General features: G+C 57.3%; 15 protein-coding genes and 1 tRNA gene. 5 read left to right on the forward strand and 11 right to left on the reverse strand.

The annotated features are described in order from the left end of the window. Nucleotides 1–2: 2 nt before the first annotated feature. The 3 genes from ACP7A2_RS10990 to ACP7A2_RS11000 form a co-directional block, all read right to left on the reverse strand. Nucleotides 3–413, reverse strand: coding sequence for a type II toxin-antitoxin system HicB family antitoxin (locus ACP7A2_RS10990; protein WP_426134217.1), 411 nt, complete (start codon nt 411–413; stop codon nt 3–5). Nucleotides 414–435: 22 nt separating this feature from the next. Next, on the reverse strand, nt 436–618 hold the full coding sequence (locus ACP7A2_RS10995) for a type II toxin-antitoxin system HicA family toxin (RefSeq protein ID WP_017736377.1): 183 nt from the start codon (nt 616–618) through the stop codon (nt 436–438). Nucleotides 619–786: 168 nt separating this feature from the next. Beyond that, nucleotides 787–1,680 carry a LysR family transcriptional regulator gene (locus ACP7A2_RS11000; RefSeq protein ID WP_426134218.1) on the reverse strand — a complete coding sequence of 298 codons (894 nt, stop codon included), beginning with the start codon at nt 1,678–1,680 and terminating at the stop codon, nt 787–789. A 96-nt stretch (nt 1,681–1,776) separates the two neighbouring features. On the opposite strand from ACP7A2_RS11000, the gene ACP7A2_RS11005 reads away from it, so the two are divergent. From ACP7A2_RS11005 to ACP7A2_RS11015, 3 genes are all read left to right on the forward strand, one after another. After that, complete coding sequence (locus ACP7A2_RS11005) at nt 1,777–2,940, forward strand: MFS transporter (RefSeq protein WP_426134219.1); 1,164 nt, start codon at nt 1,777–1,779, stop codon at nt 2,938–2,940. After that, nucleotides 2,937–4,130 carry an MFS transporter gene (locus tag ACP7A2_RS11010; protein WP_426134220.1) on the forward strand — a complete coding sequence of 398 codons (1,194 nt, stop codon included), beginning with the start codon at nt 2,937–2,939 and terminating at the stop codon, nt 4,128–4,130. The genes ACP7A2_RS11005 and ACP7A2_RS11010 overlap by 4 nt, the downstream gene beginning before the upstream one ends. A gap of 64 nt (nt 4,131–4,194) precedes the next feature. Then, nucleotides 4,195–4,359 carry a DUF6124 family protein gene (locus ACP7A2_RS11015; protein ID WP_426134221.1) on the forward strand — a complete coding sequence of 55 codons (165 nt, stop codon included), beginning with the start codon at nt 4,195–4,197 and terminating at the stop codon, nt 4,357–4,359. Here ACP7A2_RS11015 and ACP7A2_RS11020 read toward each other — a convergent pair. Together ACP7A2_RS11020 and ACP7A2_RS11025 are read right to left on the reverse strand one after the other, a co-directional pair. Beyond that, entirely contained in the window at nt 4,356–4,661 is a 306-nt protein-coding gene (locus ACP7A2_RS11020; protein WP_426134222.1) for a DUF6482 family protein, read from the reverse strand. The genes ACP7A2_RS11015 and ACP7A2_RS11020 overlap by 4 nt on opposite strands. Before the next feature lie 23 nt (nt 4,662–4,684). Beyond that, a complete protein-coding gene (locus tag ACP7A2_RS11025; protein ID WP_426134223.1) occupies nt 4,685–5,209 on the reverse strand; it encodes a DUF3833 domain-containing protein in 525 nt (174 codons plus the stop codon). Between the two features lie 224 nt (nt 5,210–5,433). On the opposite strand from ACP7A2_RS11025, the gene ACP7A2_RS11030 reads away from it, so the two are divergent. Then, complete coding sequence (locus ACP7A2_RS11030) at nt 5,434–6,237, forward strand: DUF1206 domain-containing protein (RefSeq protein WP_426134224.1); 804 nt, start codon at nt 5,434–5,436, stop codon at nt 6,235–6,237. Between the two features lie 51 nt (nt 6,238–6,288). Here ACP7A2_RS11030 and ACP7A2_RS11035 read toward each other — a convergent pair whose 3' ends face one another. After that, nucleotides 6,289–6,960 (reverse strand): glutathione S-transferase family protein, encoded by a 672-nt coding sequence (locus ACP7A2_RS11035; protein ID WP_426134225.1) that lies wholly within the window; start codon nt 6,958–6,960, stop codon nt 6,289–6,291. Between the two features lie 294 nt (nt 6,961–7,254). Here ACP7A2_RS11035 and ACP7A2_RS11040 point away from each other — a divergent pair, with 294 nt between their 5' ends. Next, the gene (locus ACP7A2_RS11040) at nt 7,255–8,277 is read left to right on the forward strand and encodes an AraC family transcriptional regulator ligand-binding domain-containing protein (protein ID WP_426134226.1); all 1,023 of its coding nucleotides are present in this window, start codon (nt 7,255–7,257) and stop codon (nt 8,275–8,277) included. 180 nt (nt 8,278–8,457) lie between these two features. On the opposite strand, the gene ACP7A2_RS11045 is transcribed toward ACP7A2_RS11040, so the two are convergent. The 5 genes from ACP7A2_RS11045 to ACP7A2_RS11065 all read right to left on the reverse strand — a co-directional run bounded on the left by ACP7A2_RS11045 (nt 8,458) and on the right by ACP7A2_RS11065 (nt 14,070). Then, entirely contained in the window at nt 8,458–8,706 is a 249-nt protein-coding gene (locus tag ACP7A2_RS11045) for a CsbD family protein (protein ID WP_426134227.1), read from the reverse strand. Between the two features lie 163 nt (nt 8,707–8,869). Further along, nucleotides 8,870–11,155, reverse strand: coding sequence for an Orn/Lys/Arg decarboxylase N-terminal domain-containing protein (locus ACP7A2_RS11050; protein ID WP_426134228.1), 2,286 nt, complete (start codon nt 11,153–11,155; stop codon nt 8,870–8,872). Next, nucleotides 11,152–12,576 carry a putrescine-ornithine antiporter gene (potE, locus tag ACP7A2_RS11055; RefSeq protein ID WP_426134229.1) on the reverse strand — a complete coding sequence of 475 codons (1,425 nt, stop codon included), beginning with the start codon at nt 12,574–12,576 and terminating at the stop codon, nt 11,152–11,154. Before potE ends, ACP7A2_RS11050 begins: the two co-directional genes overlap by 4 nt. A gap of 250 nt (nt 12,577–12,826) precedes the next feature. Then, nucleotides 12,827–12,900, reverse strand: a tRNA-Gly gene (locus ACP7A2_RS11060). A gap of 285 nt (nt 12,901–13,185) precedes the next feature. Further along, complete coding sequence (locus ACP7A2_RS11065) at nt 13,186–14,070, reverse strand: alpha/beta fold hydrolase (RefSeq protein WP_426134230.1); 885 nt, start codon at nt 14,068–14,070, stop codon at nt 13,186–13,188. Between the last annotated feature and the right edge of the window lie 42 nt (nt 14,071–14,112).

Genomic DNA, 14,112 nt, shown 5'->3' on the forward strand with positions numbered 1-14,112 from the left:
GCTCACCGGTCCTGTTGCAGCACCTTGAGTGCCGCAGAGGCCAGAAAGCCCGAACGGCTCTTTTCTTCAGGGTGATGCAGTACATATTCATCGATGCGATTGAGCAGATAACCGGGCAACGTGATATTGAGCTTTTGCGCCTTGCCCAGGTACTTGGTGACATCGATGTCTACCACGGCCCAGGTGCAGCCCGCGTACTGGGGATTGGCCGCATGTAAAGTAACTTTCTGCGCGTTGGGAATCGGCGCGCCGTCTTCGGCGAGAATCTCGAAGTGACCTTCGATCGCCTCACGGGCCATGGCCATGGCGTCGTCGAGGTCGTCGCCGGCCGAGTAACAGCCCGGAATATCCGGTACTTCAACGCCCCAGGCGTGATCGTCGTCGCCGGTTGAAATTGCAATGGGGTAAAGCATGTCGGTTGTCCTCCACGGACGGTTAACTCAGCAGAGCTTGTTTCAAGATGCTCTTGGCGGTCTTGTCCAACAGGTCCTTTTTGGGATGGGGAATCGTCACCAGCCCCGGTTTCGTCGGGTGCTTGAAGTGGTGATGGCTGCCTCGGGTACGCACCAGATACCAGCCGTCCGCAACGATATGACCTATCAAATAACGGCTATCCACATCACCTCCTTGTGGTGTGTGTTAGTGGTGACTATAACCACTGAAAATAAATTATCAACACTCTACCTACCGACGGTCGATGACCGGTCTTTCGGTAAGTTGCGACTGAAGTGTATGAGCTCGCAGGAATGGCGCCCGGAAGAGGTATTGCGAGGTTTTTCGGGGGTGTTACCGGGTGTGTAAAACCTCTGAAATCACGGCGAGGAGGGCGTCAATCAACACACTTCTTGCCTCTTTTGGCGTTAACACGAGTAATTGCGCACGGGCATCCAACTCCACCAACGGCCGATACGTCACGCCCCTGTTCATCAAGCTCTGTGTGCATTCCGGCACCAACGCCACACCTTGCCCGGCTGCTACGAGGGCAATAATCGAGGTGATCTGTCGCCCTGTCGGCCCTGGCCGCAGCGGCTGGCCATGGTGTCGGTAAAGCTGCTCGATGGACTGGTTCAGCCCCGAGCCATAATCCGACGGAAACAGGATCAACGGATACGCACTCAGTTGCGCCAGGCTGATTTCAGTCTGGCTTGCCAGCGGATTCTCACTGGACACCGCCGCCACCAATCGCTCCTCGCCCAACGACAATGCGTGTACAGCAGGGTTGAGCGGCAGCAGACGGCTCAGGCCAATATCCAGTCGCCCATCCGCCACTTGCGCACCCAGGCTGCCGGAAGCGCACTCCACCAGGGTCAGCTGCACGTCGGGAAAGCGCTGGGCAAACGCCTGGATTGCCTGGCTGAACAGGTCCGACAGAGCAATCGAGCTGACGTACCCGAGCGTCAACTGCCCAGCCGTACCTGTGGCCAACTTGCCGGCAATCACTTGTGCCAATTCCACCTGATCCAATACACCGCGCGCGTAGGGCAGGAACGAACGGCCTTGAGCGGTGAGGCTCACCGTGCGGCTGGTGCGATCAAACAGCTTGAAACCCAACTCTGCTTCCAGCGCCGAGATCTGCCGGGTCAGCGGTGGCTGAGCCAGGTGCAGGCGAAGGGCGGCACGGCCAAAGTGCAATTCTTCGGCGACCGTCAGAAAGTAACGCAGCTTGCGTAGGTCGAGCATCCTGATCCCTGGGGTATTGATCGGTTCGAAATCGGTATTGGTTTAAGACCTGTCGGCCATTCTATAAAGACCTCACAAAATAAAACGAGAGGTTTCATGAAACCGCGCCTGCATTGTGCCCGCCTTGCCCTGTTCCTGTGTGGTTGCGCGGCATTCCTTAACCTCTATGCCACCCAGAGCATCCTGCAGACCTTTGCCGCGCAGTTTGATATCAGCGCCAAGGCCGCCGGCTGGAGCATCACGGTCACCACGCTGGCCGTGGCGATGACTGCGCCTTTTGTCAGCCGGCTGACCGGGCGGTTCGAGCAACGCACGGTGATCGCCGTCGCCGCGCTGCTGTTGGCCGTGCCCACGCTGATGAGCGCTTATGCCCACAGCTTTGGCGAAGTGCTGGTGTGGCGGTTTGTCGAGGGCATGCTGATTCCGGTGGTGTTTGCTACCAGCGTGGCCTACATCGGTGACCGCTGGAAGGGTGGGACAATTACCGAAGTCACCAGCCTTTATGTGGCGGGAACCGTATTGGGCGGGTTCGCCGGGCGATTCGTTACGGGCGTGATGACGGAGTATGTGGGCTGGCGTGAAGCCTTTGAAGTACTCGCGGTGCTGAGCCTGATGGTGGGCGGCTTCATACAGTTTCTGTTACCGGGCAACCGACCGCGTACCGAGCGCGTCAACGCCTTCGCGTCGGGCCTGTTTCGCAAGCCGTTGCTGGCGGCCTACGCAGTAGGTTTTTGCGTGTTGTTTTCTCAGGTTGCCGCGTTTACCTACGCAGGGTTGTACCTCGGCCTACCGCCTTTCAACCTTGGTCCTGCGGCATTGGGCACGCTTTACACGGTGTTCCTGCTGGCGCTGATTGTGATCCCTATTGCGGGCCGCCTCAGCAAAGCCCGGCCCCCTGCAGAACTGCTGAGCGTTGCTGCCGTGCTCGGTGTGACCGGCTCGGCCCTGACTCTGCTGCCAGCCCTGTGGTGCATTGTTCTGGGGCTGGCACTCAGCTCCACCGGAGTTTTCCTCGCGCAAGCCGCCGCGAATGCCTTCACCACCGCCACCGCCAGTGAAAACAAAGCCGGCGCAGTAGGTGTTTACCTCACGTGTTATTACCTGGGCGGCAGCGGCGGTGCCATCCTCCCGGCATTGATCTGGGAGCGTTGGGGCTGGCCGGGTTGTGTGGCGCTGATTATCGGCTTTCAACTGCTGACTTTGTTGATCGCCCTGACCGGTTGGAAGCCCTTCAAACCAAAGCTGATCCCAACCCCATGAACGCCATCGTCGCCGTGCCTGCTGCCGCAACATCGACCCGCCGCCGCACTCTGATCGCCGGCTGCAGTGCCCATGCCGTGCACGATGGGCTGACCGATGTGATCTACGTATTGCTGCCGATCTGGCAGGCTCAGTTCGCGTTGTCTTACGCCCAGATTGGACTTTTACGCGGCGCTTATTCCGGGATGATGGCGGTGTTCCAACTCATGGCCAGCCGCGCAGCTAAACGCTGGGGCCGCTTACCCATGCTGGTGGGTGGCACCGCGCTGGCGGGAGTGGCTTATTTATTGGTGGGGCAAGCCACAGGGTTGATGATGTTGCTGATGGCGCTGTTGCTGGGTGGTCTGGGCGCCAGCACTCAACATCCTCTGGCTTCGTCGATGATCACCGACGCCTGCGAGGACGGCGGTGGCGTCAAGCAAGCGTTGTCGCAGTACAACTTCTCCGGCGACATTGGCAAAACCCTGATCCCCGGTTTGGTTGGCCTGTTGCTCACGGTTATCAGCTGGCGGGCCAGCGCCACGCTGCTTGGGCTACTTGGGTTGGCGGCGGGGGGGCTGTTGTGGTGGTTGGTGCCTACACACTCTTGCGAATCTGCCTCCACAAAAAAGACCAAATCCCTCAGTGGAACCGGCTCCACGACTGGCCTGTGCGCCCTGATCCTCACCGGCACCCTCGACAGCGCCGTGCGCATGGGCTTTCTCACCTTTCTGCCATTTCTGCTGCAAGCCAAAGGTGCCGGCACCGCAGGCATTGGCTTGGCACTGACAATGCTGTTCATCGGCGGCGCGTTCGGTAAATTGCTCTGCGGCTACCTTGGCGTACGCATCGGCATGATGAAGACGGTCTGGCTGACCGAAACGTCTACGGCCCTGCTGATTATCGCGGCGGTGTATCTGCCGCTGAGCGGGTTGATGATGATGTTGCCGGTGCTGGGTTTGGCGCTCAATGGCACGTCGTCAGTGTTGTATGGCGCCGTACCGGACCTGACTGGCGCCGGAAAACGCGAGCAGGCCTTTGCGGTGTTCTACACCGGTACGATTGGCGGCGGCGCGCTGGCGCCGGTGGTGTTTGGTGGCGTGGGCGACGCGCTTGGGGTGCCGGTGGCGCTTATGGTATTGGCGGGGATGTTGCTGTTGACGTTGCCGTTGGCGTGGGTGGTGCAGCGGGGAAAGGGTGATTGGACTTAAAACTCACACCACTGGTGTTTAGCATTTTTTGTGTGATTGCCTCAGGACCAAAGGAACTGAAGCGTTGCTCGCCAACGCTTATAAAACCATCGCCGGTGCTGGCGCCATGACTGGGGAGTTTGCCGAAAGCCTGCCCACCCAACATCGCTACCTGGCCTTGGTCATTCAACAAATGATTGAGCCAGGGCTGATGCTGGTAGAAGCGGCGCAAAACCGCGAGGCGTCTTAAAGATGCGACGTCAGCGAAAACGGAATGCGCAACGCACCAATAGGCCCTTCGCGCGCACCGCACATTTCGTCGTGCACACTGTGCTGCACCAGCACACAGGGAAACGGCGGCACTCGTTTCAACAGGTCGCGCAAGTGCGTGGTGGAGCCAATTCGCAGCGGCTTGGCATCATCGTCCACCAGCGTCGCTTCGGTATGCTCCAGCCTGACACGCGCGATGTAGAAACCACCCTCCAGCGACAGGAGTTCCAACTCACGTATTTCACCCTTTACGGCCAGTTCGGTCAGCTCTTGCAGATTCATGCTTCACCCTCGCTGTAAGTCGCTCATTGGCGACGAAAAAACAACGTGACCTGGCCCCATTCGACGCCGAATTTGGTCATGCTGGAACGGTTGATCAAGGTGTCTTCGTCCATCAAATACATCCAGTCATCAAAGCTGACTTCGTAGACCGAGCCGTCCACCGGCAGGTTGAGTCGGTAGCGCCAACGCAGCGCATTGCCCGCCACCTCGCCGATGGCCTCGCCGACCACATCGCCGGCTCGACCGCGCCAGCGCCCCGGGCCGTCCGGTGTCAGCGTCCATACGCGCTGTTGGCGTGTGCCATCGCTGTAAAGAAAGCGTTCGTCGAGAATCAAGGCGTCGCCTTCGCGGCGGCTGACGATATTGACCTCGAAGCGCTTGGCCACTTCCCCCGAGCGTTTCTGGAAAATACCCCACGCCTTCACGGGCTTGCTGAAGAAGCGCACCAGGTCCAATTGCGGTTGCTGGTCGGAGTAGTGGTCCACTCCGACGTTGCCGCAACTGCTTACACTCAATACCAGTAACAATGAAACCAGTAGACGCGTCATTGCCCGGTTCCCCTCTCGTGCGCGGCGAAGCGCCAACGCCTGCCTTGATACTTGTACACAAATATCGATTTGTACAGGTTTTGGCGAGGAAAATAGCGAACATTTCAAAACTCGCCAAGTCATCGCGATTTTGGGCCACGAAATCCTTGAGCCGTCGACACGGCAATAGAACCCCATCCTTCAAGAGGGGTCTGCTCCTGTATCAACTCTGGGGAATACAGTGAATGTCCGCGCAACATAGCTTGGTGATACTCGCTCGGGGAGGCTACGCCGCTCGGGGAGTGCTTTATTTGATCATCGGTATCTTCGCACTGCTGGCAGCGCAGGATTCTACAAAACCGAAGGACAGCCACAAGAGCCTGGAAGCATTGCTAAGCCAGCCATTTGGCTATTTTCTGGTGGGGCTTGTGGTGGCGGGTCTGCTCGCATTTGCAGCCTGGCGCGTCTTGCAAGCTACGCGTGATGTCGATCATCACGGCAAAGAACCCAAAGGTTTGGTGATTCGCGCCGGTCTGTTGGCGGGGGGTATGGTTAACGGCGCGCTGGCGCTATTCGCTTTGGGTCTACTCATTAGCGGCATTAAACGCTCGGGCAACTCTGGAGGGCAGGCCAGGGACTGGCTAGCGCATCTCTTGTCTTGGGATCATTCGAATGTGTTGGTGTACTTGATCGCACTCGTACCGCTTGGTGTAGGCATTGCTCACATCATCAAGGGATGGAAGGCGTCATTCGAGAAGTATTTTGAAGCCGACGAAGAGGTGATGCGGTACGTCCGCCCAGTGTCGCGGTTCGGTCTGATTGCCCGTGGGGTTGTTTTTATAGAGATTGCATTGCTGCTGGCAGTCAGCGGTTCCGCGTATCAGGCCATGGACCCACCTGGCATGAAGGAGGCTCTGGACGCGCTCCAGAATCTGCCATTTGGATGGCTGATATTGATGGTGATGGCCTTGGGGCTGATTGCTTTCGCGGTTTACAGCTTCTCTGAAGCCTGCTGGCGCAAGATCAACATGGATGTGCCAGGCGTGTAAGGCAACCTCAAGGATTGAGTCGGATAAGTAACGTTTCCCGACTCTCACTCACTATTTAAGAGCAGCCAATAATTCGTTGTCCTTCGCTACAGCGCTGATGTAGGCAGGTCTTGCAATCAACTGTTGGGCGTAATCTACAAACGCTTGTCGGCCTGGCAGGGTTTGTAGGCCCAGGCCCCATCCGACATGGGAACCGACGTATACATCCGCAGCAGTGAAGCGATCACCCGCGATGTATGGTTTGGCCGACACCGCCCACTCAAGCTGATCCACCATACGCTCGTAGCTGCCGTAGCCCAGAAAGAATTCCTGGCTGGTAGTCGGGGTAAACCCCGCACGAAAATTGGTCACGGCCTGTTCTACCGGCCCTGCAGCGAAGAACATCCAGCGATAGTAATCAGCGCGCTCTTCGCTCGTCGGCGAGAGTAACGCCTCAGGAAAGGCCTCCGCCAAATAGGCGCAGATTGCCCCGCTCTCGGAAATGATTCGCCCTTCGTGCTCAATGGCTGGAACCTTGCCAATAGGGTTCACCTCACTGAAAAACTTACTTCGTTCATCATTTATGTTTGTAGGCCTTTGCAGCGCTGCGCCTCCCCACGGATCTCCCTCGCTTGAACGCTCGTAATTCAAGACCACCGTTTCATAGGCGCAGCCAATCTCTTCAAGCATCCAGCGCACCATCCGTCCGCGCGAATTAGGGTTGGTGTAAAACTTGATCGTCATGGTTTTCTCTCTGAAGTTATCGGAACCCGAACTCAGAGGATAAAGATGTCAGCCGATGCTGAAACCAGCAGAGCGCGCCAGAATGCTCGCGGTTTGCGCCATTAGTATTTTATTGCCATTCATACTGAATGCCCTTACTCAAATGGCCGTGCAAACCGCTGAGTCTGGCATCATGAGACGCCAGGCTTGCCTGGTTTTTCCAGACGGAACCCAGCCGTTAGCGTTTGCTCCCACAACTCACGCCAGGCACGGCGCCCCTACCTTCCGTTCAAGAATGGAGGACGCAAAGAAGAAATGACGACGAAGAACGCTCTCTCCAGCGGCTGCCAACTCCCCCAATCATTTTGGCAGGCGCTTGTTCAACTGAAGCTGGAACCTGCAGCGGTGCTACGGCACGCGAACCTCCCAGAAAGCTGGTGCCTGGACGAGACGGTCGTTATGAGCCCATCACAGCTCTTCGCTATCTGGGATGCAGTTGAAGCACTGAGTGGCGATGCTACGTCGGGAATCAGGATGGTCACCGAGACAAGCACCGCTAAACACATGCTGGCGTTCCTGGCTGCCACCTATGCGGCCGACTTTCGCGACGGACTCACACGGCTGGCTCGTTTCAAACGAATGTGCAGCCCTGACCGGTTGTGCTTCGAGAAGGAGGGGGAACAGTTGATCGTCACCATCGAATGGCCTGTCGGCACACCGCCAGAGCCTTATATAGCCGTGGAAGCAAGTTTTGCACTGCTGTTGGAAGTTGGGCGTCGGGGCACTGGAAAACGTATTTTACCGGTATCAGTAGACCTTCGGCGGACGCCTCCTGCATCGAGCCACCATGGTGAGTTCTTCGGTTGTCCTGTCCGCTTTGGTGCGCAGCGCGACAGACTGGTTTTGAACTCAACGGATCTGGACGTTCCATTCCCCGCGCACAACCCCGAACTGCTTCGGATGTTGACCCCCGCATTAGCAAGCGCAGTGGACAATATAGAGAGCCACGCCAGTTTAAGCGCACGAGTAAAAGCCACGTTAAAGTTGATGATGACAGAGGGGCGGACAGACATCGGGAGCGTAGCCCGTGAATTGGCCCTCAGTCCTCGCACGCTTCAGCGCAAGATCGCTGCCGAGGGGAAGACGTTCAGGGTATTGCTCGCAGAGGCAAGAAATGAGCTTAGCCGTGAGCTGCTCAATGTCAGGGGTATCGAGGTGAAAGAGGTGGCATACCTGGTGGGTTATCAGGACACGAACTCGTTTTATCGAGCATTCCGGGGCCAGGAAAAGGTCACACCAAGCACCTGGCGACGGGCCCATCGCTCCAAATTAACTTGAGGGTGGGCTGCTGACACCGGTCGTCACGATCAGTGTTTGGTGCAACCTGTGGTGATCTTTTAACAAGCGCAAGCGTGATCTGGAACCGGGATTTTATGCCCCTCGCGCTCTCCTGATAGACGAACCAGGGGAGTGCGAGAGTTGATTTACGGCAGCGGTTGTATGCCGCTCTTTGCTGACTCAGCGACGGAACAGGCGGTCTAACACCAGCAACGCTACTGCACCGATTGCAATCGCGGCGACTGGCTTCTCTTTGACGAATGTAGACACGCTATCCAGTGCATCGCCATAGGTTTGAGTCAACTCGCCGGCAGCTTGGCGCCCAGCACCTTCAGCTTCCAGCTTCGAGTCGCCGAACAGCTTCCCAACGACGCTCTGTGCCTTGCCTGCAACCTTTTCTGCTACGCCTTCAACTTGTTCACTCTTCATAAATCACCAAACCTTTGCGTGTAATTGGGCAACCCAGGGCCAGCCTGGGCTAGCGGCTATCTGCACAGCGTTAGGGGGATGACCGTGATGATTAGTTCAAAGTTGTGGCGATCACAGTTTTAATTAAGCTGGGTTTATAGAGCGCTGTGCCCCGTGCGGCAATTCACTTCAGAACCAGCAATCGATGGTGCCCCCCGTCGCTTTCGATCCCATGAGTGTCGTGGGTAAAACCAGGGAACGATTTGTCGAAGCTTTCCAGCGCTTTTAAATACGTCAGGAAGGGCCCGTCAGAGGCTCCGGCATTTTCTCCCGGCATCAGCAGTGGAATCCCGGGCGGGTAGGGAACAATACCTGTCGCCACGGTACGCCCGGCTGCTTCTTCCAGGGTTACCTGCTCGACCTCATTCCTCACGAGCTTCTCATACGCCTCCACAGGGCTGAATTCGGCGTTCGGCAACATACCGAACGCCTGGGCCATGGCTGCTGTGGTTCGAGTTTCTTTCATGGCCGCGAAAATTTCTTCGGCCAGATCCTTCAAACCCATTCCCGCATAACGCTGTTGGTTGGCGGTCAGCAGGTCTGGCAAGCAAAGCTCCAGGTCGATGTTGGAATCGTAGTCGCGCTTGAAGTCCAGCAATGCATTGACCAGCGTCCCCCATTTACCCTTGGTGATACCGATTGAGAACAGGAACAGGATGGTGAAATCGGTGGTTTTCTCGACCACGATTCCTTGCCGCCCCAAATAGGCGCTGAGCACGCAGGCCGGGATACCAAAGTCCAGCAGGTTGCCGTCGTCGCCCATGCCGGGGCTGAGTACCGACACCTTGATAGGGTCGAGCATGCAATAGCCGTCTTCGATATCGCCAAAGCCGTGCCACACCTCGTTTGGATGTAAAACCCAGCAATTGGGGTCGGTCTTGAGTTTTACCGGATCGACTTCATGAAAAGGGATCAAGGTCGCGCCGACCGGCACTGACGGCGGCTGCCAGCAGGAGAAGAACCAGTCATCGTTGCTGAGCATGTCGCTCTGCATGCGAGAAATGACCTGCCGGAAGGCGATGGCTTCCTCAATGGATTCGGTCGTGAGTATCTGCCCGCTGGGGGCCTCCATCATCGCCGAGCTGACATCGCACGAGGCCATGATCGCGTAGTTGGGCGAGGTCGATGCATGCATCATGTACGACTCGTTGAAGCGCCCGTGAGGGATCGGATTGCGTCCATTACGTACGTGGATCATCGAGGCCTGGGACAGCGCCGCCAGCAGCTTGTGAGTCGATTGGGTAGCGAACACCGTTGGCCTGGATTCGTCGTGATCAGCCGGGCTGCCGTGCATCGCAAAGCGATCCTTGTACAGCGGATTGAACCTGGCGTAGCCATACCATGCTTCGTCGAAATGCAGCCGATCAACACTCTGCCCCAGAAGCTCTTCGACGCGGGTGACGTTGTAGGTCAAGCCGTCGTAGGTGGAGTTGGTGACAATTGCGTGCACTGGCGTGGGGTCGATGTGGCCTTTGACCAGTGGGTTATTGGCAATGGCAGCCTTGACGCCCTCAGGACTCAGCGTCTGTGGCAGGATCGGGCCGATGATGCCGAAACGGTTGCGAGTGGGCACCAGATACGTCGGAATCGCCCCCGACAGTGTCATCGCATGCTCGGCGGATTTGTGACAGTTACGGTCGCACAGCGCGATTTGATCGCGGGTCACGCTAGCCATCAAAATCACGCGGTTCGACATCGATGAGCCGTTGGTGACGTAATACGAGCGATGAGCACCGAACACCTTGGCCGCATACCGCTCGCCTTGGCCGATGGGGCCGCTGTGGTCGAGCAATGAGCCCAGCTCGCCGACAGAAATCGACAGGTCGGAGCGCAGCAGGTTTTCGCCAAAAAACTCATAGAACGCGCGGCCCGCAGTGCTCTTCAGGAATGCCGTACCGCCCGCATGACCGGGTGTGTGCCATGAGTATTCGTAGCTGCGGGCAAACTTCAACAGCGCACCGAACATTGGAGGTAACACCGCCTGGCGATAGCGCTCTATGGCGGCCATGATCCGACCACTCAAGAATCGACTGGTGTCCTCTGGCAACCAGATGAAGTCATCGGCGTGCTGCATCACAATCAGCGGCACGCTCGATGCGGTGCTGCGATCACTGATCAGAAACACGGGCACGCGCGTATTGCGTTCGCGCAGGGCAGTCAAGAGATCAATGCATGCCTGGTGGTCTTCGCTTTCGTCCATTTCCCAACTGAGCAGCACGCACTGGATCGCCGGGTCTGTGCTCAGGATCGATTTGGCATCACTCAGGCTTTCAGACGTCAGCACATTGATGGACCGTTCCTCTACGTCGCTGATCAGCTGAATCAGCGCGCGCCCGAACACACTGCGTTTGTCGGGCTGTGTGCTGACCAATAGCGCCAGCATGCCGAGCAATTGTCTATGTTCCGTCATGGTTGAGTCTCCAATTTAGCCTGATTGACGCTTTTGAGAGGCAGGTCATTCACAGGAATGGGCTCCCCAACAATGTGCTGCGCGGCGACCGTCTGTGTCGGAACGCTATTATTCAGAGCTTCAAGTTTGATCAGTCGGGTGTTGACGAAGCCGAAGAGCGTATAGCCGGCGATAGTCGCTACACCGCCAAGCATCAGGGCCTGCTCACCCGAGCTGTACAACGCCAAGTAGCTGTACGCCGCAGCGACGTAAGCCACGATGTTGGTGATCAGCGCCTTCTTCGCAGGCACGTTGGAGACCTTCTGCAAGGTCATCAGCGTAGCCATCGAGAGGATGTACGGCACCAGATTGGTCACCACCGCAAGATTCACGAGCGTGTCGAACTGCTTGGCAAGGTCAGGGCTGATGGTTAGAAGCGCCAACGCCGTTTGAATCGCCAACAGGATCAGCATGCTGATAATCGGCACCCCATGTTTGTTGGCCTTGGCGAAGATCGGCAGGAAGTAACCCGTGTCTGCCGAACTCTTGAACACCTGAGCGACAGTGAACTGCCACCCCAGAAGCGAGCCGATGCAGGCCAGCACCATCAGCCCCATGACAACGTTGCCGATCATGGGGTTAAACATCTTGGCGAACACCAGGCCGAAGGGCGCGGTGGACGAAACCAACTCGGCGTTTTCGACGATGCCAGCGATCACGTTGGTCGACACGATGTAGATCACCGCCGCGCCCAATGTCCCGCCGAGCACTGCGATGGGCACGTTCTTCTCTGGATTCTCCACGGCGTCGCCGTTGGCGCACGCCGATTCGAGACCGAGAAACGCCCATAGCGTTATAGCCACCGAAGCGCCTGCCGCTTCGAACCAGGTTTTGTCGTGGGGGTTCCACCCTGCGGCATACACGCTGCTGTCGAACCAGAACCAGCCTATGGTGGAGACCAACACCACCGGGGCGATGACGCCCCAGACCGTCACGGCGCCGATCTTGCCGGTAATGCTTGCCCCGCCGAAGTTAGCGAACGTGGTAATCCACAGCAAAGCAATGGTCGCCAACCCGACCTGCAGGGAGTCGAGTTTTATACCGAACAGAGTCTGTATATAACCAACGGCGGTAATACTGATGGCTACGTTCGCGATCAGAAGCGACAAGCCATAGGTGTAGTTGGTGATGTAGTTACCAGACTTGCCGAAGGTGTATTCGGCATACCCGCCCATGCCACCGGTCTTACGGCTAAGCATCCCGCAGCGTGCAAAGGCGTAGGCCAGGGCCAATGAACCGGTCGCTGTGATCAACCAGGAGAGGATTGAAATGGCGCCGACTTCGGCGAGTTTGGTGGGCAACAAAACAATCCCGGACCCTAACATGTTGACAGCGGTCAACATGGTCAGCTGCCCCACGCTCATTTTCTTTGCGACTGACATTCCGTTGCCTCGATGGGAGAACGCGAAGCTTTAGCTATAGCAAAGAATCCGCATCCATCAAGTTAAGGCGCGCAAAACAGTTAGTTTTTCCGGGCGTGCAGCTTCAGCCTTTACTCACAAGCAGATGTGATCGATAGCAAGCGTTTGCTGGAGGTGGGCGATTGGATATTGGAGCAAGGTTTGTGGGACTAATGCGGAGGAGGGGGCGCTGAAAAGTGCTGTGTTTATTGGGGGGGATGGGGCAATTGGATGGAGCGGGTAGAGGGAATCGAACCCTCAACTAAAGCTTGGGAAGCTTTCGTTTTGCCACTAAACTATACCCGCATACGCACATTTTCTGCTCACCAACGGTTGTCCTGTAAGAACCCTCGTCGCAAGCCTGGGAAGGTAGTGTTCTACGATTGAACTATACCCGCTCAGAGCGGCTGACTTTGTACCAGATGTTCGCCGGGATTTGAAGTTTTTCTTCGAAAAATGTGCGGGTTGCGTTCATCCATCAGGGCGCACCCTTGTGCAGGAGCTGGCTTGCCTGCGAAGGCGCCACTTAAGCGCCTGCATCGCGGGCAAGCCCAGCTCTCGCATAAGCGGGGGCTTTTCCAGCCTTTCATTTCAAATCGAAAAAGCCTGCTGCGTCTGCCCCTGGTGATACCTCAACCGGCTGACCTGGCGCTGCGGTTTCAAAAACCCAACCACCGCGTCTCGGCTGTCCCGGCAGGCGGCCTTGTGCTCCATGTCCAGAAAATGCCCGGTGGCCTGGATGGTGCTGAAGCTGCTGTTGGTCAGGTGCTGGGCAAACAACTTGGCATCCTCGGCGCTGGTGTACTCGTCCCATTCACCGTTCAAGAACAGCACTGGAATGTCGATCTGCCTGGCCGCCTTGATGTAGCACTGCCGATCACTGTGCAGCACGTGGCTGATGTGGAAATGCATCTGCCCGTATTCGTGTTCGGCCAGACCGCTCACATGCTTGTAATTGAACCGCTTGAACAGTGACGGCAAGTGTTTGCCGAGGGTGCTGTTGACCAGGTGCCCGACGCGGTCACGGTCGAGGTTGCCGAGGTAGTCGACGCCTCGTTCAAGGTAGTCGCGCATTGGTGCGTTGATCACCGGTGAGAACGAGCTGATCACTGCCTTTTCCACGCGGCGTGGCCGGTCGGCGAGGGCGATCAGGGTGGCAGCGCCGCCCCAGGAAAACGACAGCACGTGTTCGGCGGCGAAGTGGTCGATGAGTTCCAGAAGGATCTGGCCTTCAATTTCCTTCGTCAGCATCTGCTCATGGCGGTTATGGATTTTGGAGCGGCCAGCGTAGGGCTGGTCGTACAAAACCACGTTGAATTGGGGGTACAGGCTTTTGACGGTTTGGCCGAACGATGCCGTGGTGGCCATCGAGCCGTTGACCAGGATGATGGTCTTTTCAGCGGTGTCCGCGCGATAGAACTCCGTGTAAACCCGATACTGACCCTGTATATCCAGCACAGCGATTTCTGGCCTCATGTCGTAAGACTCCTGGCAAGCGGGTAGTGCGCGCAGACCACT

It is taken from the genome of Pseudomonas sp. PWP3-1b2 (assembly GCF_049896045.1).
In the GTDB taxonomy this organism is placed as follows: domain Bacteria; phylum Pseudomonadota; class Gammaproteobacteria; order Pseudomonadales; family Pseudomonadaceae; genus Aquipseudomonas; species Aquipseudomonas antarctica_B.

Bases quoted from the DNA above. Each gene is read 5' to 3' on its own strand.
- ACP7A2_RS11030 (WP_426134224.1), top strand. From the start codon at position 5,434: ATGTCCGCGCAACATAGCTTGGTGATACTCGCTCGGGGAGGCTACGCC.
- ACP7A2_RS10990 (WP_426134217.1), bottom strand. From the start codon at position 413: ATGCTTTACCCCATTGCAATTTCAACCGGCGACGACGATCACGCCTGG.
- potE (WP_426134229.1), bottom strand. From the start codon at position 12,576: ATGTCAGTCGCAAAGAAAATGAGCGTGGGGCAGCTGACCATGTTGACC.
- ACP7A2_RS11035 (WP_426134225.1), bottom strand. From the start codon at position 6,960: ATGACGATCAAGTTTTACACCAACCCTAATTCGCGCGGACGGATGGTG.
- ACP7A2_RS11045 (WP_426134227.1), bottom strand. From the start codon at position 8,706: ATGAAGAGTGAACAAGTTGAAGGCGTAGCAGAAAAGGTTGCAGGCAAG.
- ACP7A2_RS11025 (WP_426134223.1), bottom strand. From the start codon at position 5,209: ATGACGCGTCTACTGGTTTCATTGTTACTGGTATTGAGTGTAAGCAGT.
- ACP7A2_RS11010 (WP_426134220.1), top strand. From the start codon at position 2,937: ATGAACGCCATCGTCGCCGTGCCTGCTGCCGCAACATCGACCCGCCGC.
- ACP7A2_RS11005 (WP_426134219.1), top strand. From the start codon at position 1,777: ATGAAACCGCGCCTGCATTGTGCCCGCCTTGCCCTGTTCCTGTGTGGT.
- ACP7A2_RS11020 (WP_426134222.1), bottom strand. From the start codon at position 4,661: ATGAATCTGCAAGAGCTGACCGAACTGGCCGTAAAGGGTGAAATACGT.
- ACP7A2_RS11065 (WP_426134230.1), bottom strand. From the start codon at position 14,070: ATGAGGCCAGAAATCGCTGTGCTGGATATACAGGGTCAGTATCGGGTT.
- ACP7A2_RS11000 (WP_426134218.1), bottom strand. From the start codon at position 1,680: ATGCTCGACCTACGCAAGCTGCGTTACTTTCTGACGGTCGCCGAAGAA.
- ACP7A2_RS11040 (WP_426134226.1), top strand. From the start codon at position 7,255: ATGACGACGAAGAACGCTCTCTCCAGCGGCTGCCAACTCCCCCAATCA.
- ACP7A2_RS11050 (WP_426134228.1), bottom strand. From the start codon at position 11,155: ATGACGGAACATAGACAATTGCTCGGCATGCTGGCGCTATTGGTCAGC.